Origin of the sequence: Iningainema tapete BLCC-T55 (assembly GCF_014698965.1) — a bacterium.
GTDB classification, from domain to species: domain Bacteria; phylum Cyanobacteriota; class Cyanobacteriia; order Cyanobacteriales; family Nostocaceae; genus Iningainema; species Iningainema tapete.
Genome location: NZ_JACXAE010000011.1, coordinates 1 through 24,300, shown reverse-complemented (window position 1 = coordinate 24,300; position 24,300 = coordinate 1). Strand labels below are relative to the sequence as shown.

Sequence of the window (24,300 nt, the reverse complement as noted above, 5' to 3'; positions counted from 1 at the left end):
GTGCTAGGATTGACATCCAACTTTTTAGCTAGTTCAGCAATTGATGCTTCAACCAGACGCAGACGTAAATTTACTACTTGGGGGAGGGATTGATTCCGCAGCTTTAATCGCCTTCTACCTTTCACGCGGTTTGACTGTAAGAGGTATCCACTTCAACTACAACCAACCCAGCTTTAAAGGAGAACGCCGTGCTGTCCTAGCACTAACTCAACATTACAACATCTCCCTCACCACAATTGACTTGGGGTTAAAAATTGTCCGCACTCAGGGAGAATACCATTGTCGCAACGCAACCCTACTGCTCGCATCTGCCAGCATTCTTCCCACTAAGCAGGGCAGATTTGCTATAGGAATTCATGCCGGAACACCTTATTACGATTGCTCCAAAGCATTTTTAGAAGATATTCAACGAATTTTTGATGGTTATTTTGCAGGTTCCGTTCAAGTAGAAGCTCCATTTGTAGAATTCACCAAAAAAGATATTTTCAAATATTGTAAAATCGCAAAAGTGCCAATAGAAATTACGTTTAGCTGCGAACGTCGCGGAGATATCCCCTGTGGAGAATGCCCATTATGTTTAGACAGGAGAGCATTGGATGAGAGTTTCTGAAATTTGTAAATCTCGCCAAATTTCTATCATTGATGTCCCTACTCCCCTTATCGTCCCATCATTTTCCAGCCGGGGATTTCCTGAATTAAAAAACATTTACACAAAAACAAAAGAATATATTTCAGATGTCTCGCTAATTAGTGCTTATGATATACACTACGAACTCCAAGACGTATATATTTATGCCTCTGATATTCTTTTTATAGATAGTGGTGGTTATGAGACTCAACCAATCAAACTAACTGCCACTTCAGATGATGTTTATGCGTACAGAGACTGTACATCTGTCCGCCCCTGGTCTAGAGAATTACACCAAGCTGTACTTGATAACTTACAAGATTTATCTCAATTAGTTCTGATTAGTTATGATGACTGGAAAAAGCATCAATCAACGCTCAGTCAAATAGAAATGGCTAAATCACTCTTTCAGAATTATCCAAATTTCGCCTCTAATTTTATTTATAAGCCAGAAAAAACCGAATCTAAAGTAATCAATGCAGATAGCTTACTTGAACACGCTCATTACCTAACTTCATTTTCAGTACTAGGCATAACAGAAAAAGAACTTGGGAGTTCAATTCTAGAAAGATGCCGTAACCTTCTAAAAATTCGCTTCCACCTTCTAGAACAAAGTATCGAAATACCAATCCATATTTTAGGATGCCTAGACCCTGTTTTAATTATTTCATACTTCCTTTGCGGAGCCGATATATTTGATGGACTTGCTTGGCTGCGCTACGCTTTTGTTGACGGTTTTACCTTGTACCAATCAACAGCAGCACTTATGCAAGCCGACTGGCATTATTCTGAATCAGAATTAAATCAACTTTATAGTATTAAAAATATTCAAAATCTTAGCCACTTATCTCAAGCAATGAATAGATTTTGTCATACAAAACTTATCAAAGAATTTTCTGCATGGGAAAAAGTTATGCCACAGGTACTTAATTTAGCACAAGAAGCTGGACTAGAAATTGAGGAGTAACAGTCATGGGTGGTAGCGGTGGAAGTTATAGCTGGTCTTCTAACAGTTCTTCAGAAGAAATTAACCAATTGCTTGGGCGTGCAGGTGAAAGCACCGACACTTCGTCTTATAACTCAGAAGTCAACAGTCTACTTCAAAGTGTATTAAAGGACTTTAATGATAGAGACGCCGAGGCTACCCAACGGCATTTAGATATTCTCAAAAAAGCAATTGAGTCAGAAATAGAAAATAGCGTTGATTTATTATTTGGTGGATCAATCCGTAAAAACACATTCATCAATGGTTTGAGTGACGCAGATACATTAGTACTCGTTAATAACACATCGCTAGAAAAAAAATCTCCCCAAGAAGTTTTAGACTACTTTGCACAGCGAATTCAACAACGGCTACCTAATACCCATGTTTCCGTAGGTAAATTGGCAGTAACAGTCCGTTATTCAGATGGGCAAGAAATCCAAATTTTACCAGTCATAAGAACCGTAAGTGGTTTGAGAATTTCTAATCCAGAAGAAGGTAAATGGAGTAATGTAGTACGTCCTGATTCATTTGCTCGCAAGCTAACTGCTGTCAATAAAGAGTTTTCTGGTAAAGTTGTACCAACAATCAAACTTTTTAAGGCAGTTGTCAAAGATATCCTGCCTAAAGACCTAAAAATATCTGGTTACCACGCAGAATCACTAGCTATTGAAGCCTTCAAAGGCTACCAGGGAAGCAGAACATATAAAGATATGCTGACACATCTTTGTCGTGAGGCAACCAATCTTGTCAAATCACCGATTAAAGATAAAACAGGACAATCACTACACGTAGATGACTCATTAGGAGAAGCAAATAGTCAAGCAAGAACTCGTATATCAGCCTATTTGGAAAGATTAACGAAGAAAATTGAGGCGAGCGATAAGTTAAAGTCTAAAGAAAAATGGCTTGAGTGGTTTGGGGAATAGTGATCAATGTTAATCAAAGGACTGCGAATTCACATTGCGGGTAGTGCAAATGAAAGCATAGACCCAAATATCCTTCGTTACGCCCATGAGTTAGTCGCAGAACTGGTAAAAACACTGTTAGTAGAAGGGGCAATGTTTATCACAGGCATCGGTAAAGAACCTCTTTCAATACCGAATGACTGTAATTCACTGCCAATTATTTTTGACTGGACTGCACTAAGCGCCATACATGACTGTTTACAGCAAGGACTGGTCAGTACCTCCGATTTTCCTAAACGTTTAGTATACACAACCGGAACAAGTAAAACAGAAAGTCAAATTCCCGATTACCGACGCGATTTATGGGAATCCCTCCAAGATCAGGATGCAGTTGAAATAAATTTTCTTAAGGTAGGTTTGGCATCAGCCACCTTACGTCGGCAACGTCAAGCACCACAAGGAGATATTCTCATCATTATTGGTGGAGGGGAGGGAGTCGAACACCTGGCTAGCTTATACATGGAAGATGGCAAACCCGTTATTCCCCTTGACCTCCAAATTGGCTCTAGCTGCAATGATGGGAGTGGAGGAGCGCCACGTTTAGCAATGGAAATGCGTGGAGAACCTCATCGTTTCGTCCATATTTTTGATACTAGTGCTGTTGGCAGTCTTGTCACTGGTTTAACCACCCGTCAAGGCAAAAGACCTGTGAAAGAAGTAGTAAGAGGTATAGTAAAGTTAATCCAAGCTCTAGAATCTCACGATACTAATAAACAAATAGAACCATCTACGTTGATGCAAAAAATCTTGATTCTGACAGCAATTCCTCACGGACTGCGTTTGGATGAAGAGATTCGAGAAATTGAAGAAGCTATACGACGAGCCACCAACCGAGATTTATTTGAAATTAAAGTGAGAACCGCTGTACGTCCAGCCGATATTCGCAGAGCTATCGCGGAAGAACAACCTCAAATTGTTCATTTTTGTGGGCATGGTGAAAAAGATGGCAGCTTGCTATTAGAGGATGATGGGGGAAACAATAAGCCAGTTGCACCATCCGGTTTAGCATCTCTGTTTAAGTTACACGCTGATTATGTTAAATGTGTACTGCTTAACGCTTGTTATTCACAAAAACCAGCTGTAGCAATTAGCCAATACATTAATTATGTTATTGGGATGAATAACCCAATTCAAGACAAAGCAGCAATTGCATTTGCTCAAGGATTTTATGATGGGCTGGGTTATAAAAACTCAGGCAACCAAGATTTATTTCAAAGAGCCTTTGATGAAGGTATAGTTGCTATTCAATTAGAGAGCCTTTCACAAGAGTCAATACCAATTTTGAAAAAAAAACTTTAGCTAGCGACACTAAAACTATTTCATTATCAGAAATTCCCGTTACTGGCTTTTTAGCATCAATTTAGGGGCTGTTTACACGTTTCTGCTAGAACATGGACGGCCGTTGTTTATTGCAATTCAAGAAAACAGAGATACAGGGTTCAGGGCGTGCCAGGGATGAACTGTCATAAGCTACAGAGTTTAAATTCAAAATCCTGAAGTTCCTTTGCGATGCCCGACGGGTAGCGACCTACTTTTGCGTTTATTATTAAGATTGCCGCCTTTTACCAACACGAGCTGCTAATTTATTAGTTAACTCCAGTTGGTACTGATTCTTATTGTCCTCATAAACCAAGATTGTCCTGGGGTCAGCATGACGGCTAAGGTGCTGAACCTTCCGGTAGTCTCCCTCTGCCAAGTCAAGGGCATCGGTAATACCCGAATGTCTAATCTTATGGGGTGTCATCCGCTTTTTGATGCCTGCCAATTCGCAGGTTTTTCGCACAATGGCGTAAATGCCGTCACCCGTCAACTGATGACCTTTGTTGTGGAAGTCCAGCGCAATAAACAACGGATCACTGGGTTTAATATTTGTACGACTTCCCAACCAATCGCTAATCGCCTCTGCTACAAAAGGATTTAAATCAATCCGAGTTTCATCATTGCCCTTGCCCTTACCATAAACAATTAAAGTATTTTCGTGGTAATCGAAATCTCCAACTGTTAGCTTTGCCACCTCTCCCCGACGCAGGACGTTTGCCCAAAGCAGCAGAAATAAGGCATAATCGCGCTTCCCCTTAACTGAGTAAGTATCAATTACATCAAAAACTTTGTTGTACTCATCCACGGACACGCCCCTGGTGTCGCGGTACTTGGTTACTTTCAGAGATTCAATCCGGTCGCTATCAAAGTGATATCGGCAGCGCTTCAGGTTCCGCCCCACCTTAATTAAATACTTGATAGCAGCCTGGTAACGGTTAATAGTAGCCCCCTTCCTACCCTGTGCTACCAAATGATTTTTAAACTTGAGGATTAACCCGTTAGCCGTCTCCCCATCCAACGCCCAGAACTCTTCAACGTCGAGACTTGTTGGTGACCGTTGCAAAAAATACTCAAAAAATATCCGTACATTGCCAGCATACCCCCGCTGCGTAGTCAATGCTTTCTGCTGTAACTCCGCTAAAAAATCATTACTCTCAAGTAATTGACTGGCAACAGAGGCCAGAGAGTTTTCCGTATTTTTACTTAACATCTGAGTTGGCGGGCGTTCATGACAATGCATCTTTTCATTAACGCCATATTACAATACTGCGTACATTCGGAAAACCACGCTATAGATTTTAAATTCCTTACACAGTGTCCTGACAAACAGATAAAGCTGACTAGAAGTTAGGGCTTGGGTTGAGATTTTTGTCCCGAGGAGAATATTGTTGTTATTTATACATTTATTGACCGCCGACTAGCATCTAGTACCACTCCGACTGGTACTAGATGCGACAGACATTCTCAAACGGTTGTACTTAATCACTTTCATGGACTTTCGCGCTCTTATTCTCAACAAGCTTTGTTATTGACAAAATTTCTCTCTACAATGCCCACCAAGCCCTTTATTTTCCCGTGGGCATACAATCTATCCTCCAAACCCTTTAAAGCTGACAGAGTGCATTGTGACTCCTGTTAGCTTAGGGTCGGGAAAATCTATACCCATGCTGTACATCTATCTGTACAATAATCTTATCTAGATTTGTACCGATGGGATTCTAGAACATGGCAGACAAGGACAAATTCTTAGCCACCTTCCGCATAAACCAAGATGAGTGGAAAGATTTTATGGCTCAGGCTAAGACAGAAGGCTCCAGCGCCTCGGCTGTGCTGGTTGATTTTATCCAGTGGTACAGAACTGGAAACAGAATCGCCGCCGACACCAAATCTAGCACTAATCTAAATAATCTAACGGTACTGATAGATGAGCGGATAAAAGCTAAACTGAACCAACTGGTAGAGAGAGGCAGTCAACCACACCCCGCCAATCTAGACAATATTCTAGATGAACGTGATAGACATCTAGAATCCCGGATATTGTCCATTCTAGAAACAATGTTAGAAACCAAGCTTGACGACAAACTAGAAGAACTCCAGAACAACATACGCAATATAGAATCTACTGAGGACAATCGTATAGAAAAGCTAGAACTTTCCCATCCGGCAGCACCACTCATTGCCAGTGGGGATGGAGGCACAGTTCGTATTGTCCAAGTGGAGGTAGAAGCAATGCAGATGGAGAAGGAGCAACTACGCGATAGAATAGAAGAATTGCAGCGTGAGAACGTAAGTATAGTACAACGTAACTTTGAACTACAACGTGAGAATGAATCGTTACTCCAGCAGAACCAGGTGCTACAGGAAGAATTGAATAATCTTTCCCAAGCTCCTGCAATCTCACTACCCGACCTCCAACTAGTGCGCGATCGCGTTCTCAAATCCCTCACCTCTGGTAAAAGCAAGGTAGCGACCACATCACCCCAGTATAAAACTGCTGCTAGGGCTTTGGATAGATTTATTGAGGAGTTGCAAAAATATACACCAACATCTACACCTGCATCCTCTACCCCAGATGGAACTGCAGCCCCATTGGTGGATGAAGCAACCAAAAAGCTATCGGACTTTCATTATACCAAAGTCGAGTACTATGCCGAGTTGAGGCAGATTACCGAGCGCTGCGGCTATCGGCTTTTCATTGATACTACCACCCTTGGTAGGGGTAGAGAACTATTTATTGTTAACCCCCCTAGTAACTCGAATGAACGCATCATCTCAACTCAAGATGTGGGGGAAGTCGTTGATTGGTTGAGAAAGCAGGATAGAGAGGAGTACAATGATGGACAGTAGGCTATCGCTTGCGTATTCGCTACTATCAACTTTCTTTGCTCACCTCGAATCGCTCTTGCACCAAGAACTAGCTCATTACGGCGTGGATATGGATATACCACAGCGCTGGTACGTACACGAAATAATTGTTCAGACACTAACAGAAAATTTCAATCCCTGCTGGCACGCATTGATTGAAAGTGGGTGCTTTTGCGTTGAAAAAGGTGAAGACATTTTTTTCAAGATTGAGTTAAGAATTGTTGAGGAAAACCAAGAACTAAATAACCATGAGACTTTTCAAGCATAGTTTTCTGATACAGTTCTTTTAGATGAAGACAGCGTGTTACACGCTGTCTTCTTAGCTGTATCAACAAACCATTTCTTGTATGTGGTTAAATTACGGCGTAGACAGCAACGGTGCGCTAATCTTCATTGATGATGTATTACGGGGCAAATCAAATCTCGTTTGCCCCTATTGCGCTGGTAGACTAACTGCTAAAAAGGGACAAAAAAAAGAACACCATTTCGCCCACACCGGGGAGACTTGCCGCGCAGTTGAGCGTCCTGGCGACATTCCCACCCTACCGCTCTTTGACAAATTCAACCTGGAACTTACAAGTAAGGAACTGGAAGCATTAAAGAAGTACTGGCACGGCGAAAACATTCCTACATCAATGCGTTCCGTGCTAGCGAATAAAAGGCTGCTGCAATGGAACGACTACAAAGGTCGGTCTGGCGGCTGGGAGTTTACAAAGTTGGGAAAAATCCCCTTGGGCGAACTGTCCCTGCAACTATTTAATGAAGTCCAGGAACCGCTGATTGAAAAGAAATTGAGGGATTTGCAACGGGAGGCACTCAAAGCTTATGATGTCGATTCCCCGCTACTGCAAGAGTTGCTTGTTGACATAAGACTGTACCGGGCGCAGTTGAAACGTATCCTCAGCAACACGCTGTACTTTTTAGAAGTCCAAGCGGATGGGCAAACTTTTTATAAAATTGGGGTGACACGCCGGGAAGTGGCGGAACGGGTGACAGAGGTGCAAGCGGAGTTGCGATCGCACTTTACTTCAGTGACCATCAAAATTTTAGACGCCTGGGGGCATCGGGGAAACATTGAACTCTATTTCAAACACAGGTTTCAAGGTTTTAACCACCCCATTGGCAGTTTGACCGAGTACTACAAATTTGATGATGTCAAGTCTGTGCTGCGAGAGTTGCGGCGGATGAAGCCCAAAACCTTAACCCAGCTTGAGACTGACATCATGGAGGGCAAACCGGATCAGGTGGAAGCTCTTATTGAAGCTGACCTTCATGCGGCGGCTCGTTCCCAAGCAATTAAGGTGGGATTGCAGCGAGCGCAACAGTGGGGCGTGCATGTTGGGCGATCTAGAGAAACGGAAGAAGAGTTTTTACAGAAGCCATCAACTCAGGCGGTGGTTGAAGCATTGAAGGCGGGTTTGTCATTGCGGAAGGCAGCTTCTAAAGCAGGTGTTTCTGTTAACACGGTTCGCAAAGTTCAAGCTTTTCTCTTTAAAGCTAATACGACAATATGAGGAGGAACGATGATTATTATTTACGATAGCTACCAAATAGAAGTAGAAGAATCGGAGATTTTTCCAGATACCTGGAACGCAACCGTCTCTTTAGAAAAAGACCCCAAGTTTTATTTCTGGGACTGTTCGGTATCTCAAGAACCTTTTGGCAAATGCATTCTTAAAGCTATGGAAGAATGCGATATAAACAGCGAGTCTTATGGCTGAAGCCCTGATTATTTGCTCTGGGATGATTCATGGATGCCAGAGCCGCAATTCGATCCGTCAGATCCATTAGCCTATTTTTAGCGACAAAGAATAAACCCGCTCAACCAACAGAAGTTTACTTTAGGTAAAGCGGGTTTTTTAATTTACTCTTCTGATTGATAGCGTGGATGTTTTTTTGGGAAAGAGCCATCTGGCAACCACCGATAACCACAGTTTGGACAAAGAATCAGGTATCCTTCTGGGTCTTGGGCTGCATCCTTTGCAAGCATAAATTCTTGCTTGCAGTTGTGGCATTTAGCCCAGTCTTCTCTTATTTCAATTGTTAGTTTAGGCATCTTCTTTCTTCATCCAATCACTACAATTCTTTTTCAATTCCGGATGCACGGCACAGGGTAAAAGTGGGTCGCCATAATAGTACTTGCAACTGGTACATTCTTGTTTCTCTTCCCTATCACCACAATCAAATTTAGATTTGATGTGTAACGAGCAATGACCACCACCTTTATAATGCCTACATTCCCTGCATGATTTTTTCAATCGCTCAAATTCTGACCAATTATCCAAGAATTCTTTAGCTAAATCATTCTTAGTTTTTTCAAGACTAATACGAGCAATACCCGCACCAGCACCAATCAAAATCAATCCTGCACCAGTTCCTGCGCTTCCATAAAGTACCATCTTTTCAAAGGTGGAACGATTAGGAGTAAGTAATTCTCCAGCTTTTATTATTGCTCTATCCCAATCCACCCCAAGTAAATCCAAGGCTGTTGTTGATAATGTTCCAGTGATTGCCAACGTCCCTGTGATTAATTCAATGTAGGGTATGCGCATTTTTTTTAGTAGTAATCAAATATTTGTAAGCTGGGTGAAATATTTTTAGCTTGTGTGTATCCACATCACACAAGTTTTAAGGGCTGCCACACAGCTATAGCGTTGTGTGGGCTTGTGTGCTGGATGCGTGAAAGCTGTGTGGTGTTGTGTGCATGGGTTGTGTGGATTGTGTGGGTTTTGTATAAGTAGTGCCTATCCCCCCAAAATACTCTCCCCTCAAAATACCATACAGCCACACAACTCATTGAGTAATTATTAGGAATTCATGGTCAGTGGTCAATGTCGGCTTACCTTCTTTTACCTTCTGTTCTGCTTCCTTATCTCCCACAACTTCAGCCAATCCTTGTTGAATTAGTCGCTCTACGAGATATACCAAGATATCTTTCTTACGGTCATCATCAAATTCAGCTATTGCCGTTCGCACACGATTGCAACCTGAAGGAATGCGGCTAATTCGTGTTGCTCCTTTCTCAGAAAAACTTTTTACAATTGCGGATAACAATTCATTGAAGTCAGGTCTATTTGGTTTGAAATCAACAATCTTTGTTCCCTGAGCAGGTGTCTTACTATCTGCACACCTGCTTTCCCATTCATCCCTGTATTGTTCATATTCTTCACGAATATTTTTACCAATCAATCCTAGTTCCCATCCACCAGAAGCACCATGAGAAGTGAGAATAATTGGCTCACCAGTCTGCTGACTAAGGTTAATTAATCCTGGCAGAACTGCTTTTAATTCCTTCCGTTTTTCGTCATTAGAGATTAGGTGATTGTTGTTGATATTTGCTTCGATGACTTCATAATTACCGTTGCTGTTATTGGGGTCTTGTCTCGCGAGAAAGATTAAGTTAGCAGCAATCCTACTACTTTTATCTTTTACAAATGGTAATGCCTCAACATTAGGGCTATGACTACAGATCCAAAGTGCATCATTACTTTGTCTCCCTATTAAAAACACGGCATTTAATTGGCTGATTAGCCAGTCAATAACAGCAACGGTATCTGTAGTTTTCTTCGTGGTAAATTCCCCTGTGGTTGTATTGAGGTACTTGCCATTGAATAGCGCTTCTATCTCAGCCCAGATAGTCAAAAAATCATCAATGAACAAGCGTTTTGTAATACTATCCTCATGACGAGCTTTCATATCGTCAACAAATTTCAGCACAGTTTCAACCGCCCGTTTTGAATTTTCATGAAAACAATATACCTCGTCAGCAATCGTTTGAAACGCCTCAGCATCACGTTTTTTATAAACAATAACCGTCGCATGAAAACTAGCTCCCAATCTTTGCCGCATCCTTCCCCAAGCTGTACCGATTGTGGTTGTCTTACCTGCACCTGGAGTGCTAATTACGATTGTGCTTTGTGTGAGGGTTCCTAATTTGGTTAACGCTGTATTCCCTATGTTGAGGTAATGTTCTTTGTTGGTTGTGGATGGAATCTCAATGGCAGTCGCCTCCCCTTTTAGCACAGATGTCTGTGCCTCTGCTATCTCCTGTTGTTCCCGTTCCTCCTCTTCCTTAGCAAGTTGTTCTGCTTTTATTCGTATCTGGGCAATATCATCAACCAGTTCGGGCGACTCATCCAAGTACATTTCTGCTGTTGCATCGTATGTTAATTTACGGTGTAATTTTGCTTGTGCTTCTGCCTCAATTTCAGCTATTTGTATTTGTAAATCGCTTTGAATTAGTTTCCTAGTACGGTGTTCATTGGATGAAAGACTGTTCTCCTCATCAATATTTTCTCTGTTATTAGCAGCAATACTTAAACTAACTATCGCTACTGTTGAAGCTAACATAGACCCCAAAGCAGCAACTGTTTTACCCAGTCCGTTACCTAGTAATATCTGTTCGTTCTTGCGGTATTCATGGGGTACAGCATCCTGTTCTACCGTCACCACTGGGGTACATGGTTTAGACCGACCATCACAGTAACTAACCCTTGTGTCGAAATATCCTACTGTGCTTGTAGCAGCTGCACCAAGGGAAATAAGGAGACTACAAATTCCTATCGGGGTGGCATTATTTGAAAGGATTTTGCTGTGATTTATCATCTGCCATCCTCCACAGTAAAATCGAAATGAAAAGTAAAATAATTACAATTCCTACTAATGAAATTGCTGCAATCCATAAAGGTAGAACTGAATTAGCCACCAGTATAGGTTTACTTGCGAATAATATCATCCCATCCCAGTGACCACCTATAACAGAAATAATTACAGCCAGTCCTGCTAATCTTCTCAAACTAAGACTCTCTTCTGTTGCATCCACTGGTTTTACTGCTATCAGATATCCAACAATTGAAATCAAGGCTATTCCATAAAATATCCATAGTCCTGGATTCAGTCTCGGGAGAAATGCTAAAAATAAACCACCAGAGAAACAACCCGTATAAATAGCCCAGTTACGTAGATTTTTAACTAATCTAGTTTTCTCTGCTATTTTAATTTCTATTTCAATCTTTTTCGTTTCTTGCTGTGGTAGCTGTGGTAAAAACATATAATAAATACCCGGTACAATGACCGGGAATAAAGTTACTTACTTGCCTTTAAAGAAGTCAAACACTGTTCCAAATCCACCACGTTTATTACTACTGGATGCAGTAGATGATGCAGTAGATGTTGCACCTGTGGTTACTGCTGCTCTTGGATTACCTGCAGTCCCATATTTAATACGGTCTTTGATGGACTGCTTAAGCGCTCGTTGTTCAGAATTAATCTGCTCCAAAAGCTCAGCTTGTTCTGGACGTTGCTTTAGTTCCTCTAGCTTCTTAGCTTTGCGAATAGCAGCAATTCTGAGGGATGTTTCTAGGGATGCATCTGACATTTCAAAAGCACTTTCTAGATCGGCATCCATCAGTGCTATAGAGTTATCAGATTCCTTAGCCAATTTCTTCCGATTGCGGGTATAACCTTGGAAGGATAGAAACACATCAAGTACTGACTTCTCAATCTTTTCAGCACCTTTGAAACCATGTTTAACCAACCTACTCTTGAATTCGTTGAAAGTAACCTGGTTATCAATGTAAGTAGTCAGTAAGTCTTCAATTTCATTTAAATTGTCAATAAACCACTGAAATTGATTGACTTTATCTCGCATCAATGCAAGGTCATCTGGAGTAAGGTTAGGTAAGTTATTCCAGTCAATTGCTGGGTAATAAGCTTGCAGTATTCCTATCTGATCTGGCTGAAGTCCAAAAGCTCGTATCCCGTTATCCATTCCACCACCACCGGAATTGTTTGAGCCAGATTTACGAGTATTACCTACAAATCGTTGTACTGCTGATACGCCTGATTTTATGATGTTCGCCATTGTTACAATTCCTCAGTAGATGTCTAGTCGAATTTCTAGATGAATACTAGGTCTAGCCTCTGCCACAGATTTAGCTATTGCTGGTATCAAAATTGCTAGCCCGATGAAAAGTATTGTGGTGGCGATCGCGCTTTTGATATCCTCATTCACTGCCCTAACTCCACTACTTCAAATTGGTAGGTTTAGATTCACCCACAACGTATGTCCTCATATTGTGGATACCAGCACAGAAGGGACTCTCACGACGCTGGCAGTAGTTAGCAGCGGGTACATAAGCTATTAACAGCACACCGATAGTGATGGCAGAATATGCAATTGCAGCCCACACTTGCCAGAACAGATAAAGTGCAATGTTAGGAGGGGATGGATCATCCCACTTTTGTTTATCAAGTTTCCCTTGAAAGTGTCGCAAAGTTTCAGCAGTGGAGTAGGTCGATTTTTCGTTAAGTGACTGTAGAACCATCACTTTTTCTAACAGTTCAACCACAATTCTTAGGTTGGTTTTAACGTTCCCTTGCTCGGTTAAAAGCTGCTGCTTGGTTTGCTCCAGCTTGTCTGCTATATCAATTGTCGGTTTGCGGTTGATGGGGTCAATTATTTCGTCTATTTGAATCAAAAATTCTTCATCCCGCTCCAGTACTGAACCTAATTCCGTTGCCGCTTGGTATAGTTTTGATTCGTGGTGTGACATAACTATTTACCTCTCACTAAAATCCCGTGTACTTGATTGATAAGGGCTTGCTCGTCCGCTGTCCTGGGGCGAAGGTTGTCTATTTGATGGATAATGTTTGAGGCAGTCAATGCAAGAGTTGCTGGTACACCTAGCTCAATTAGTTGGTGTGTTGTAGTTTCAATTGGAGTTTTGAGGCGTGCATTACCTTGAGTACATTGTGCTTGTAGAGCAACTAAAAGTGACTCAGCATCCCTTACTGAAATACCTTTTAGAATGGACAAACACTCATTAATTTGGTTATCTTCAATTGACAATTGTTCTAAACTATCTATCCAGGCATCGTTAATTGTGTAAGAGTCGCCCATCTGGTCTTGCCCCCAGATGAAGTAAGTAAGGACAATTCTGAGTTCAAGTTTTTGCTCGCGGTCTAACAAATCAAGCTCCTGACCGAAGCGTTCACAAAGATTATCTAACTGTGTTGCAGAACAATAGTATCCAACTGGTTTTGACATGAGCTAAAATTCCTCTGTTGTGTTTCTTCGTATTCAGCTGCGGAGATTCACCACTGTAGTTGCGAAGCGACTGCACTACTTGGCAGTGGGGGCAGTCGCTTCATCATTGGTAATCTCTTCCCAAGCTACTTGCGGTGTTTGTTCCTGATGAGCGTGAAATATTCACACGCTTATTGGGATTGGTTTTGGAGATTCTCCAAAACACGTAGCGCTTTCTTCTAAACTCACCTTCTACATGTGAGAAATGATATATTTCTGGCTTACCCATAATGCGGTAGCTAAATTTGCGATTGAGTAATGTGCAGTCCATCATTGGTAGATGCTCCCTAAACAAACAACTTCTCCGCGTTCTAGGTGAAGTTCTTTTTTAAGTGATCGAGAAACTTTTAATTTAAGCTGGGTAGTTATTTGACTAGCATTGTCTAGCATGATTTCTAGTTCTCCACAATCAGATACTTCTAAAATCTGCTGCCTAGCATCTGATTCTAGAATGTGAATTAAGTTGCTGGCGATTTGGTTAAGAGTGTGCTTTATTTCGTCGGGTGTCATGCAGCCTCCTCATACAGGTCGCCTAAGTCAGCATCAAATTCATAGTTTTCTGGTTCAGTTTTGGGTGTCAGTGCTGCTGGTTCAACTTGAGGAATCTGCAAAACTTTGTTGTTACTTGGAATTAAAGATGTCAGCCAGTCGAACAACCTAATAAATGGGATTTGCTTAACCATTGATTGCGCTAGCTTATGCTCATACAGCAATGCGTTTGTAATTGTGGTTAAGTCAGCCGTTGTTACTAGGTCTACCGACTTACCTAAAACTCTTTGGGCGTGAGACTTCAAATACTCCTCAATATGTGGCTCTAGGCGCACTCGCTTGTTTTCTGCCATAATTACTTACCTCGTGCTAATCTTCCCGCTGCCATCCGCTCTAAGCCGAGTGCATTTGCCCAACAAGCATCAGGCACAGGAGTGATACAAAGTGATTGCAGCATTTTCGAGACTCCAGGCATCTGCACCCCACCGCCCCAAGCAACAAAGCTCTGAGCAACATCCCGCCACTCTGCAATCTCTTTGAAGGCTAAGCGCAAACGGTCCTTGAGCCACGGTGTGAGATGACGGGCGTAGATGTGGCGAAAGTTGTAAGATCGTGTGCCATACTGGAAGTCTCCGCTTTCAACTCCAAGCCTGATGGTTTCGACACTGCCTGCCTTGCCAGTCCCCAAAAACTGAATTAACTCTGGGTCAGCTGCAATCGCCTCCAAGAGGTCGATGCACCCGCCAACCTCTAAAACTTGACGGTGGATGATTGCACCGCCTGGGGCGAAAACCGTGGGGATAACGGTTGATGTACCGAAGTCAATGGCGATCGCCTGTGCGGTGCGGTCTATCAGTGGTTCTGGTTTGGCTGCAACACAGTAGCTGTAGGAGCCTGCGCCTTCAGGAACGACAAGGGAGACGTTTAGGTTTACTAAAGATGCCGAACTATTTTTACTGCCGAAGCTAACGATGTGGGAACCATTGATTTTGCTTGCAAGCGCATCCTTAAAAAGCTTGGAGTTGTGGATGCTTAGGACTAAGTGCAAATTCCACTCTCTCGCATAGGGTAGAGTAGCCAATCCACCAAGCAACGTGTGCAGTGAGTATTCCACCTTGAGTACTGAGTCGTCGCTGAGTTTGGTGTGGGTAGTTGGTGCTTTCCAAGAAGCGAGAGAACCTGTTAGGAATTGCTTGCTAATTAAATCAGTGCGCTCACCATCCTGGTAAAAAAAGTATCCACCCTCTGAAGATTTCAAGTCGTCTTCTAAGTCGTTCACTTCAACCACTTTTGAAGGGGTGCGAACTCGTGTTCCGGCGATCGCCAGTTTTAATGACCCTGCCCCAGTATCGACTCCCACGGGAACGGGTGGGGGAGTTTGGGAAGTTTCAGCCTGTGTCGGCTGAATTGCAATCATTGTCAAATTCCTCCACAAAACTTAATTAAATTGCTAAAACGCCCATCCTAGTTAGGTCTTCAGGTAATTTTTGACAAAGAATCCTGTCACCGAAAATCAGCAACTTTCGGCTTACAGTAAGCTTTTTGGGTGTTTTTAGACTATAGTGGTAGGATAGCATTACTACTCGTAAAGGCGCAACGTAGTAACCGAGTAAAGGCAGAACAGTATCATACGAGGATAAGCGTATATGAGACTTGAGGAAATAATGGCGAAACTACCGCCAAACATGACGGAACTAAGCAGCTACGTCGATAAGGATTTGAAGCTGAGATTTAAGCTGGCTTGTACAGCACAACAAAAAACTATGAGCGAAGTGATAACTGAGCTTATAGAAGAATGGCTAGAAGAAAACGAAAACCCCTCACCCGCATTGAAGGGCAAGGGGGAAGCATGAACGCAAGCGCCCGAGTCCCACTTACACTGCGGTCACTGCCATTAAATAAGCGCGAGCGGCTGTCTAGCTGGCTAGCTAGCTGCATTTGAATCTACGTCGCTATCGACTCACTAGGTTCTTTTCAGTACATTGGTGGGTCAGTCAACCAGAGGCAACGTTGGTTACAACACCATCGGCATCAGCATCTATCTGATATGGGCTTCCGTCAGGTGTAAAAGATGATTTAAAAATAATTTTATGGCTAACAGCGATTGCATAAAAATTAATTATAAAAGCTCCTCTGCAGAAGATTTATGCTCACTAGTAGGGCTTGCCAAAAAACCAGCCCCCGTGACCAAACCACCATTATTTCAAACAACTGATGATGCTCCCGTAATGACTTCTCACCCTTACTTATCAGGAGCGCAAGCTTGTTTAGGAAAAACCCTTTGGGATACTATTGAGGGTATTCCTTGTTTTCGGCGCTTTTTTGGTCAAGGTTTCATAGAACACAACATCATTAAAGAAAACCCGGAAACCAACAGAATAGAACTTGTAGCCGGGAATGCAGCCTGGGAGATTATTCAGAAATTTAACCCAGAAGTTGCTTATATGTTTTTAGTTTTTGCGTCTTGCGCCACGGATTTAGATCAACCTTGGTCAGGTGCATTTACTATCAAAGGAACTGATTTAATTAAAACTTTTGGTTGGAGTAATAGAACCGATTTAAGTTTGGGTAATAAGCTGAAAAAACTCGGACATCTAGCCCTGCAAGTAGCCCACCTGAGTATCACCATTAATGAGCTTGACCTAAAGCGGATGAAATATTCAGCCGAAATTCAAGCTATGTGGCGGCTGAAGCTAAGATATGAAGGAGACGTATCTCCTACGGTGGAACATAATCAACCTAATAAAGTTAGCAATGAGACTGACGAGCCTACAGAGTTATTCATCACGGTTGGGGCTAATGACTGGGTTCGACCATTTCAGGATTTAGAAAACTACCGCTCACTGTATGAGTACGGACTTTTAGCTAAAAGCACTCTGCAAATCAATCCCTATCAAAATCCGATGGCTGCAAAACTAGCAGTATTCCTAACCATAATGAGCCGAATTAAAATTGATGGGGAATACAAGGTAGAAACACTACTAAAGCGGATAGGATATCTTTCAGAAATACAATTGCAGGAGCTTCAGAGTAAGAGTAATCGTTATAAAAGAAAGGAACTGATTGAACAGTGGGATAATGCCCTACTAACGCTGCAAGATTTAGGTTGGCAAATTAGTTTTGAACCAGTTACTTACCCCGAATCAATCCAACCAAATTGGACTCTACCAGATGATAAACACACAGAAGGTAAGCGACGACCGGACAAATGGCTAGATATTTGGCTAGAAGCCAAAGTAATTATCAAACCTACAGCAAAAATTCAGGAAAAGCTAGAAGCGATTAACGCTCCTGCACTTCCAATTAGTAAGCCCAAGCCTGAGCAAAAGCTTCAAACTGTACTCACCGAGAGTAAGCATTCGCAACCTACCCAGCAACAAGATACAGCGGTTGAAGATAGCCAGAAACTAATCCCTGGATGGGCGTTGTCAGAAGCTTTGAAGCTAAGAGGATGGACTAAATCGCATCTAGCAGAGCGGCTGGGCTTGCAAAAATCGCTTCCTGGCAAGTGGATTAATGGAACCCGTAAGATTCAGCCCCTTCATCAAAAACTGCTTTGGGAGTGGTTAGCTCCAGAATTAAACCAAGTTATGAGCGATTAAAACCGCGCCCACGCCTGTCTACTTGTCTACTCTCCCTAGAATCACCTTCATCTGGTTGAGAATAAAATCGCTCTTTAGCTTACTTCGCCTCTGCTGTACATAGGTAGACAAATTTTCTAGAATCGGTGTACGCTTGTCTACTCATTTGATTTCGGATCAAATGCTATTTCCACCAGGGATTCACAGCCAATTTGAGTAACATTACTTATTGACAAACTGGATGTGACCTTAACTTGTCACGAATAAAGGTAGACCAGTTCTCTAGAATCCGGTTACATTTGCTCTAGAATCGCTTCACACTTGAATCCGGCAATAATTCCTCTAGAATCGGGTAACAATTTTTTAAACTAATCCTTACATCTGACTTAAATAAACAGCCCCAAACCCCACATATTGAAAGGGTTAGGGCTGTTTGTATCTTTCCGCCTTCCAGTTATTCTCAATAAGCAAATAGCTGAAACCATTGATAAATCGTCTGTCTACTCAGTTTATTGAGAATAAAAATCTTCAATTGCATACTAGACAAAGCTTTGAACTGGGTAGACAAACTTTCTAGAATCGCCCTACGCTAGCTATAGGATCGACCTACGCTAGCTATAGGATCGCCCTACGCATTTTTTTTGAAACCTTTGTCACTCAAGGGTTCCAGCTTGGTAGACAAGCTTAATTAAGTTAATTAAGTTAAGTAGCCTCGATTTTTCAGGGTTAAAAAAGCGGGATGGTATTAAAGAAGGTTATTCCATGCCCGAATAACCACCGTGAAAATTTCTACACATAGTGCAAGTGCATTTAGCATCCCCAGTAAGTTGCTCCCCCTTTTCCCTAGACCTCTCTTGGGTACTGTTGCCACATCTCCGTTTTTCTGCTTCAAAGGGGGTGAGCGCGGATGAACGACAATTCCCCCGTACAACACCCCAACAACTTGACTGCTGCCGAGTACCACGAACTCGCCATCAGCAGCGCCATCCATCCCGCCCTTATCGAGCGCAACTTCATCCACATTGCGGGAGAAATTGTTTACATCTACCTGTTTATCTCTGGTGTCATACCCCGCAAAAATGCCGGTCGAGTCACAGATGGTTTCTTAAACCAATACCGACACGCCGCCGACGGTGGACTGTGGATTAGCGGACTAGATCCCCAAAACAACTGGCAACCGATGGAATGGGGACGCTTTAAGCCCACCAATCCCCGGATTGATGCTGAAAAAGGCAAACCCGTCAAATACGAATCTCCTCCCAAAACACCCAACCGCGTCACCTACTTCGATGTCCCCGACTGCATCTGGGACTTAGTGGCGCAGCGGTACAATATTAAGCGGTATCATTCTCCCCTGGCGCTGCGCCTCCAAGATAGGTTGCATCCACTTAATTTTTGGGAATGGGTACAGCGACACCCAGAAATCCCCGTGATATTGTGCGAGGGTGAGAAAAAAGCTGCTTGTTTGTTGAGCCTGGGGTTTGTGGCGATCGCCCTCCCCGGTATCTGGAACGGGCGCGTCGGCAAAAAAGACTTTGACGAACGCCTGCACCCCGACTTGTTGCCACTAGCACGTCATGGGCGCAAGTTCATTATCCTTTTCGATTACGAAACAAAACTTAAAACTCGCTGGTCGGTCTTCCAAGCTACCGTGCGTACTGGCAAGACAATTGAGGCAGTTGGTTGTATCTGTGAAGTAGCGCTACTACCGGGACCAGAAAAAGGCGTCGATGATTTTGTGGTCGCCCGTGGAAAAGAAGCTCACTCACTGCTGACTGCCATAATTGATGATGCCAAAACACTTGGGGATTACCAACGCGCATACCACCAAAAACGCCGAGGACTGAGCAATAAGTACACTCCACATATTACGGTAAATGTCAAGTATCTATCCGAAGCTGTTAGATTACCACAGTCCGGGCTGGTGGTATTATGCAGTGACATGGGTACGGGCAAAACCGAACTAATGCGGCGGTGGCGTGACGAGCATCCAGACGGGCGGTTCCTCAACAACGGGCATCGAGTTAATTTGCTCAAAAATCTGGCTCTACGCCTGCAAACCGAGATGTACTCAGATTTGGGTTATACAGGTTTAGCCAAAGCAACTGCCCTCAGCATCACCATCGACAGTTTGCACAAGCTCAACACCCAAGCCCTAACTTATGGCTGCGTGTTTATTGATGAAGCTTGCCAGTACTTAACTCACCTGTTGCACAGTAAAACCTGCAAAGAACATCGGGCGGCGATTCTGGAGGTACTGGAATACATAGTGTATAATGCACCACTGGTGGTAATTGCCGACGCCCACATGGACGACGTGACGGTGAACTTCTTCCGGGCAATGCGTCCACCTGGTGAAGAGCCGTTCATTATCAAAAACGAGTGGAAGAATGGCGATCGCCCAATTTACTGGTATGAAGGTGATGACTCTTCCGCCTCTGTTGCCCAGATTTCTTCCGCGCTCATGGCTGGGCTGAAAATCATGGTGGTTTCCGACTCCAAGCGCTTTGTTAAGAAACTTGAACAGTCGCTTACAGTGCAGGTACGGGTGGATGACAAAGATACTGACTCCGGTGAGCAACGGTTACGGGTATGGTCCATCCACTCAGACAACTCTGGCAGTGAAGAAAACGTTGCCTTCATCAAAGACATAACTAACGCTGTAAAGGGTCTAGATGCCCTTTTAACATCCCCTAGCTTGGGTACAGGGGTGGATATACCTGAATATCATTTTGATGCGGTCTTTGGCGTATTTCACGGGATTTCGCAAACAGCTACTGAATGCGCCCAACAACTGTACCGCTATCGTCCCAAAGTGCCAATCCACGTCTGGGTAGCGCCAAGACCTCCTTTTGGCTATCAAGACACCAATGCCAGCAAAATTAAAGAGCGGTTGCTGCAAACTAACGAAATGACAGCTTTCCTGCTGCGGATTGACCGCGAAACTGGACGGCGGGGTGCTGAAAAAGACTGGGCGTTGGATGCTTACGTACATATAATGGCAACGCGACACCAATCAATCAACAATCTGCGTACCGATCTGCGCGATCTGTTAACTGAGATGGGCAATCAAATTATACCTATGGGGGATCTGTCAGATAAACTAGCCCAGGAGCGTCTTAAAAATGCTGCCATTGCCCTGGACACTGCCTATTACGCAGCAGTTGCCCTAGCTAATAATATCACAGCGAGTGAGTATCGTCTGCGTCAAAGCAAAGACTACCATTCGCCAGAAGAAGTTTATGAATGTGAAAAATTCCGCATTCAGGATGCATACGGCATGGAGGTAACAGAGTCGCTGGTCGAGAAAGATAATGGTGGCAGATTAATTCGGGCGATCGTCAATTTAGAGGCAATTCTATCAGAACCAGATGGTGTAATAAAAGATTCTCGCACCGGACTGCAATACCCAGCACCACCAACAATTGTGGCAGAGAAAGACCGCTCCGAGAGATTTCACCTACCGTTGTGCATGGACTGGGGCAATTACTCGGCTTCTTGGTTGGCTAGGTTCAACTTGGGACTACGAGACATCCTAAAACGCTTAATTTCCGGGTCAGAAATTACTGCCACTGACCCCGAATTGTTGAGAATGACCGAGCGAGCCAAATATTGTGCGCCTCATGTTAAAGCGATTTTGGGTTTCACTGTTCCCTCTAACTGCCAACCGATATGGCTACTGGGGGTTCTGCTAGATCAACTGGGATTAAAATTGGTTGACCGTAAAATTGGGCCACGAGGTAAACAGGTTAAACATTTCTCGCTTCTAGAGTCGGAATTAAACTTTGCGATGTCGGTAATTGCCCACCGCTCACGCAAGCGTGCCGAGAAAGAAGAACGGGCGCGTACTGCCGCCGAGTCACAACAGCGATATCAGGCTGGATTGCAGTCCCAGTACGGGGTTGCGCCGACTGACTCCCCCGTATCCACCCCCCCCCATAATGGTATAGGGGAACCCCTCGGGGAGGAGGTGGATACCAAAGTTGAAAATATCGATTTTGAACATTTTGGACCAGAAGATGGATAAAATACCCCAATAAAAGCGTGTGTTGAATTACTGAGTGAGGGCATTAAACAGGAAGTATCGGCTGCTTACCTTTTTCAATATCAAATCGCTCAACAGAAGTGATGTACCGCTGCCTGATTACTCGGTTAGGGTTGATAAACTTGCCGTAACTCCTCTACCGTATTAGCTGTTTCTATCGCTTCTAAGATTGTTTCCAATAAACGGAAGTCCTCAATCTGCTCAATTTCAGGTAATAAATTTTGACTTATAGAGCCAAATTTAAGTCTCAAGCACACGGGTATGCTTTTTAATAATTCTTCCCTCCGGGCAATTCGCTCAAAGCTCGTAACGTACCGCATACGCTGTTCCGCCTCCAATTGTTCTACAGACCGCTTAAATTCTGTTTCCAAATCCAATGGTAACGTCAACATCCAATCCACGAAAGCCAACAAATTGAGAACCTCTTGCCGCTCAAATCTCTGTTCGTACAATCTCCGCACTAACGCCAACTTTTGGCGTTTGCGCTCAAACCTATCGTCGCTAGTCTCCAATGCAGCCAGGTGCGCCATAACGACAGTGGCAAACGGGTTGCGACTGGCTTCTAGCTCAGATAGTCGTTGTTGATAGTCTACCAACTTAACCACAGGAAATCTAAAATCTACACTACACCCAAACAACTCGTAACCAAACTGCTCGGGTCGCCAAGTGCTACGCTCATCACCAAGAACCGCAAAACTGGCTACCGGGCGCTTGTAACGGTCGTAGATCCGGTAGTTGTATATGAACAACCTTTGGGCAAAGTTGCTTTCTTCCTGGGCTTGGACCTCGATATGGATAAGTATCCAATTTTCCTCACCATTAGTGCGGTATAATTTTACCAATTTATCAGCAAACCTTCTTCCTAGTTCTGCATCTCGTACCACTTCCTGTAATTCCTTATCCAAGAATTCAGGTTGTTTTGTCCAATCAATTTCCCTATGAGCTTGGGGGAAAAAGAAGCGCATAAAGTCCTCAAAATACAGTTGTAAGATGTCCTTCCAGGGAGAGTCGAATTCAGTTTGGGGGTTGGTCATGTAGGAAACAAATAATCAGTTGTTGGTGAACGCTCCAGTTAAGTTTGAACGAATTTTTCGCCCAAATCTTTTTGCTAACCAATGCAAGCACATTCAAGGAATAAAAGTTTGGTTTTTCTGAAGCAACACAAATTCTAGCTTTTCTTCTGCCCAATTCACTCTTGTTTCTTCTTAATTCCCAGTGCCTTCTCAATCCGCTGCAGTTTCACAGTAGCATAACCCGATTGTTTGCTTGCGTAATCGAGTTTCTGAATTACATCTACTGGTAATACCACTGCCGTTGACTCTAACGCAGAGGCAACTGCACCTTTTACCAAATCGCCAACAACAAAATTGAAAGCCACCAGAATTGCAGTTAACACACCTAGAACTTTCAGTCTATAGCTCCATGCCGCCCGACCGACGCCTAACAATTCCATTAGGTTTAGCTTGTTCTGCTGGCGAGACATCTGGGATATCAACTCTTGCTGCTTTTCTTCCATCAACTCTATCCTCTCTTGTATCTTCTTGTCCAAGCGAGTTATCATCATTTGAGTCGTCTGTATTTTTGTCAAAAGCAGTTCGGTTTCTCCTCTGTCCTGTGATATCAACGAATTTAACTGGAGCAATTGTTCTTCCATCAATTCGATTTTCAAAAACTTCTTCTGTTCTAGAGATTGATTCAGTTTCTCCAACCGCAAGCTCATGTTGGGAGCGTTTTCTTCTACGGCTTTCAAAAGCTTCAAGAGTTCTGGCAAGCTCTTCAATTGCTCCAACAGCTGAGTCGAGGTAATGTCGAGACTGTTCAAGGCTGTCCCAAGCGCTTTGCTGGATTGGGCTAAGCTCTCGGTTACTTTGATATGTTGGCTGTCGATCTGAAGTTTCTCCGTTGTTATTTTCGACCATTCATCTAACTCCTGTAAAACTGATTTAAACAACTGCCTGATATCTTCTGGTGCTTGTTCAATAAGTACCTTTAAATGCCCAATCGCTGCAAAAATCAAGAAGAATTCTTCATTGGGGTTAATCTCCCAATCCAGCACAAATTCCAGCACCTTAGCACGATGTTCTGCTGATTCATTTTGCAGTGACTTAGCTAAATTGTGCTTAGCCCCGCCGTATTCCTTCTGTACGTCCATCTACTACTACTCCTATTACTCCTACTACTCTCTAGTGGTGGCTAGTTTCTTAAAAATCCCCGCTTCACCGATTGCATCACCACTCTCTCTCAAAAAGCGCTTTATCCTTTGGCGGTCAATCTTCCCAAAACCCAAATCATTTGCTTTATCCAATGCTTCTGCAAATCCCAAGCTGTTATCTCG

General features: G+C 43.2%; 26 protein-coding genes. 11 read left to right on the top strand and 15 right to left on the bottom strand.

Translation table 11 applies throughout. From position 1 onward, the window contains the following. Nucleotides 1-43 precede the first annotated feature (43 nt). From ICL16_RS02280 to ICL16_RS02265, 4 genes are read left to right on the top strand one after another with little or no spacing between them, the layout of a single operon-like run. On the top strand, nucleotides 44-610 hold the full coding sequence (locus ICL16_RS02280) for a 7-cyano-7-deazaguanine synthase (protein WP_190825279.1): 567 nt from the start codon (nucleotides 44-46) through the stop codon (nucleotides 608-610). Then, nucleotides 597-1,595, top strand: a complete 999-nt coding sequence (locus tag ICL16_RS02275) for a hypothetical protein (RefSeq protein ID WP_190825278.1) — start codon at nucleotides 597-599, stop codon at nucleotides 1,593-1,595. The genes ICL16_RS02280 and ICL16_RS02275 overlap by 14 nt, the downstream gene beginning before the upstream one ends. A gap of 5 nt (nucleotides 1,596-1,600) precedes the next feature. Beyond that, the gene (locus ICL16_RS02270) at nucleotides 1,601-2,539 is read left to right on the top strand and encodes a CBASS oligonucleotide cyclase (protein ID WP_190825277.1); all 939 of its coding nucleotides are present in this window, start codon (nucleotides 1,601-1,603) and stop codon (nucleotides 2,537-2,539) included. A gap of 6 nt (nucleotides 2,540-2,545) precedes the next feature. Then, nucleotides 2,546-3,877 (top strand): CHAT domain-containing protein, encoded by a 1,332-nt coding sequence (locus tag ICL16_RS02265; protein WP_190825276.1) that lies wholly within the window; start codon nucleotides 2,546-2,548, stop codon nucleotides 3,875-3,877. A gap of 247 nt (nucleotides 3,878-4,124) precedes the next feature. Here ICL16_RS02265 and ICL16_RS02260 read toward each other — a convergent pair whose 3' ends face one another. Next, on the bottom strand, nucleotides 4,125-5,138 hold the full coding sequence (locus tag ICL16_RS02260) for a tyrosine-type recombinase/integrase (protein WP_238360557.1): 1,014 nt from the start codon (nucleotides 5,136-5,138) through the stop codon (nucleotides 4,125-4,127). A 485-nt stretch (nucleotides 5,139-5,623) separates the two neighbouring features. Between ICL16_RS02260 and ICL16_RS02255 the strand changes: the two genes are divergently transcribed. The 4 genes from ICL16_RS02255 (at nucleotide 5,624) to ICL16_RS02240 (ending at nucleotide 8,484) form a co-directional block, all read left to right on the top strand. Next, nucleotides 5,624-6,745 carry a hypothetical protein gene (locus ICL16_RS02255; RefSeq protein WP_190825275.1) on the top strand — a complete coding sequence of 374 codons (1,122 nt, stop codon included), beginning with the start codon at nucleotides 5,624-5,626 and terminating at the stop codon, nucleotides 6,743-6,745. Next, nucleotides 6,732-7,031 carry a hypothetical protein gene (locus ICL16_RS02250; RefSeq protein WP_190825274.1) on the top strand — a complete coding sequence of 100 codons (300 nt, stop codon included), beginning with the start codon at nucleotides 6,732-6,734 and terminating at the stop codon, nucleotides 7,029-7,031. The genes ICL16_RS02255 and ICL16_RS02250 overlap by 14 nt, the downstream gene beginning before the upstream one ends. Before the next feature lie 79 nt (nucleotides 7,032-7,110). Next, nucleotides 7,111-8,277, top strand: a complete 1,167-nt coding sequence (locus tag ICL16_RS02245) for a GIY-YIG nuclease family protein (RefSeq protein ID WP_190825273.1) — start codon at nucleotides 7,111-7,113, stop codon at nucleotides 8,275-8,277. Between the two features lie 9 nt (nucleotides 8,278-8,286). After that, nucleotides 8,287-8,484, top strand: coding sequence for a hypothetical protein (locus tag ICL16_RS02240; protein WP_190825272.1), 198 nt, complete (start codon nucleotides 8,287-8,289; stop codon nucleotides 8,482-8,484). A gap of 143 nt (nucleotides 8,485-8,627) precedes the next feature. Here the strand turns inward: ICL16_RS02240 and ICL16_RS02235 are convergent, their stop codons facing one another. From ICL16_RS02235 to ICL16_RS02180, 12 genes are all read right to left on the bottom strand, one after another. Then, nucleotides 8,628-8,819, bottom strand: a complete 192-nt coding sequence (locus tag ICL16_RS02235; protein WP_190825271.1) for a hypothetical protein — start codon at nucleotides 8,817-8,819, stop codon at nucleotides 8,628-8,630. Then, nucleotides 8,812-9,279: a hypothetical protein gene (locus ICL16_RS02230; RefSeq protein ID WP_190825270.1), complete on the bottom strand. Its 468-nt coding sequence runs from the start codon at nucleotides 9,277-9,279 to the stop codon at nucleotides 8,812-8,814. The genes ICL16_RS02235 and ICL16_RS02230 overlap by 8 nt, the downstream gene beginning before the upstream one ends. 277 nt (nucleotides 9,280-9,556) lie before the next feature. Beyond that, nucleotides 9,557-11,368 (bottom strand): hypothetical protein, encoded by a 1,812-nt coding sequence (locus ICL16_RS02225; protein ID WP_190825269.1) that lies wholly within the window; start codon nucleotides 11,366-11,368, stop codon nucleotides 9,557-9,559. Further along, on the bottom strand, nucleotides 11,337-11,813 hold the full coding sequence (locus ICL16_RS02220) for a hypothetical protein (protein ID WP_190825268.1): 477 nt from the start codon (nucleotides 11,811-11,813) through the stop codon (nucleotides 11,337-11,339). Before ICL16_RS02220 ends, ICL16_RS02225 begins: the two co-directional genes overlap by 32 nt. Nucleotides 11,814-11,852: 39 nt before the next feature. Further along, nucleotides 11,853-12,626 carry a hypothetical protein gene (locus ICL16_RS02215; RefSeq protein ID WP_190825267.1) on the bottom strand — a complete coding sequence of 258 codons (774 nt, stop codon included), beginning with the start codon at nucleotides 12,624-12,626 and terminating at the stop codon, nucleotides 11,853-11,855. Between the two features lie 12 nt (nucleotides 12,627-12,638). Next, entirely contained in the window at nucleotides 12,639-12,776 is a 138-nt protein-coding gene (locus ICL16_RS02210) for a hypothetical protein (RefSeq protein ID WP_190825266.1), read from the bottom strand. 13 nt (nucleotides 12,777-12,789) lie between these two features. After that, the gene (locus tag ICL16_RS02205) at nucleotides 12,790-13,317 is read right to left on the bottom strand and encodes a hypothetical protein (RefSeq protein WP_190825265.1); all 528 of its coding nucleotides are present in this window, start codon (nucleotides 13,315-13,317) and stop codon (nucleotides 12,790-12,792) included. Between the two features lie 2 nt (nucleotides 13,318-13,319). Then, the gene (locus ICL16_RS02200; RefSeq protein ID WP_190825264.1) at nucleotides 13,320-13,811 is read right to left on the bottom strand and encodes a hypothetical protein; all 492 of its coding nucleotides are present in this window, start codon (nucleotides 13,809-13,811) and stop codon (nucleotides 13,320-13,322) included. Nucleotides 13,812-13,914: 103 nt separating this feature from the next. After that, complete coding sequence (locus tag ICL16_RS02195; protein WP_190825263.1) at nucleotides 13,915-14,124, bottom strand: hypothetical protein; 210 nt, start codon at nucleotides 14,122-14,124, stop codon at nucleotides 13,915-13,917. Further along, complete coding sequence (locus tag ICL16_RS02190) at nucleotides 14,121-14,360, bottom strand: hypothetical protein (protein WP_190825262.1); 240 nt, start codon at nucleotides 14,358-14,360, stop codon at nucleotides 14,121-14,123. Before ICL16_RS02190 ends, ICL16_RS02195 begins: the two co-directional genes overlap by 4 nt. Then, the gene (locus tag ICL16_RS02185; RefSeq protein WP_190825261.1) at nucleotides 14,357-14,692 is read right to left on the bottom strand and encodes a hypothetical protein; all 336 of its coding nucleotides are present in this window, start codon (nucleotides 14,690-14,692) and stop codon (nucleotides 14,357-14,359) included. Before ICL16_RS02185 ends, ICL16_RS02190 begins: the two co-directional genes overlap by 4 nt. 2 nt (nucleotides 14,693-14,694) lie before the next feature. Continuing rightward, nucleotides 14,695-15,756 (bottom strand): ParM/StbA family protein, encoded by a 1,062-nt coding sequence (locus tag ICL16_RS02180; protein WP_190825260.1) that lies wholly within the window; start codon nucleotides 15,754-15,756, stop codon nucleotides 14,695-14,697. Nucleotides 15,757-15,985: 229 nt separating this feature from the next. Between ICL16_RS02180 and ICL16_RS02175 the strand changes: the two genes are divergently transcribed. The 3 genes from ICL16_RS02175 (at nucleotide 15,986) to ICL16_RS02165 (ending at nucleotide 21,947) form a co-directional block, all read left to right on the top strand. Next, nucleotides 15,986-16,192, top strand: a complete 207-nt coding sequence (locus ICL16_RS02175) for a plasmid partition protein ParG (RefSeq protein ID WP_190825259.1) — start codon at nucleotides 15,986-15,988, stop codon at nucleotides 16,190-16,192. Nucleotides 16,193-16,429: 237 nt separating this feature from the next. Further along, nucleotides 16,430-17,941, top strand: a complete 1,512-nt coding sequence (locus ICL16_RS02170; protein ID WP_190825258.1) for a helix-turn-helix domain-containing protein — start codon at nucleotides 16,430-16,432, stop codon at nucleotides 17,939-17,941. Between the two features lie 886 nt (nucleotides 17,942-18,827). Then, nucleotides 18,828-21,947, top strand: coding sequence for a plasmid replication protein, CyRepA1 family (locus tag ICL16_RS02165; RefSeq protein WP_238360556.1), 3,120 nt, complete (start codon nucleotides 18,828-18,830; stop codon nucleotides 21,945-21,947). 125 nt (nucleotides 21,948-22,072) lie between these two features. On the opposite strand, the gene ICL16_RS02160 is transcribed toward ICL16_RS02165, so the two are convergent. Then, nucleotides 22,073-22,999, bottom strand: coding sequence for an RpnC/YadD family protein (locus ICL16_RS02160; protein WP_190825257.1), 927 nt, complete (start codon nucleotides 22,997-22,999; stop codon nucleotides 22,073-22,075). Between the two features lie 155 nt (nucleotides 23,000-23,154). Next, entirely contained in the window at nucleotides 23,155-24,117 is a 963-nt protein-coding gene (locus ICL16_RS02155) for a DUF6753 family protein (protein WP_190825256.1), read from the bottom strand. Nucleotides 24,118-24,300: the final 183 nt, after the last annotated feature.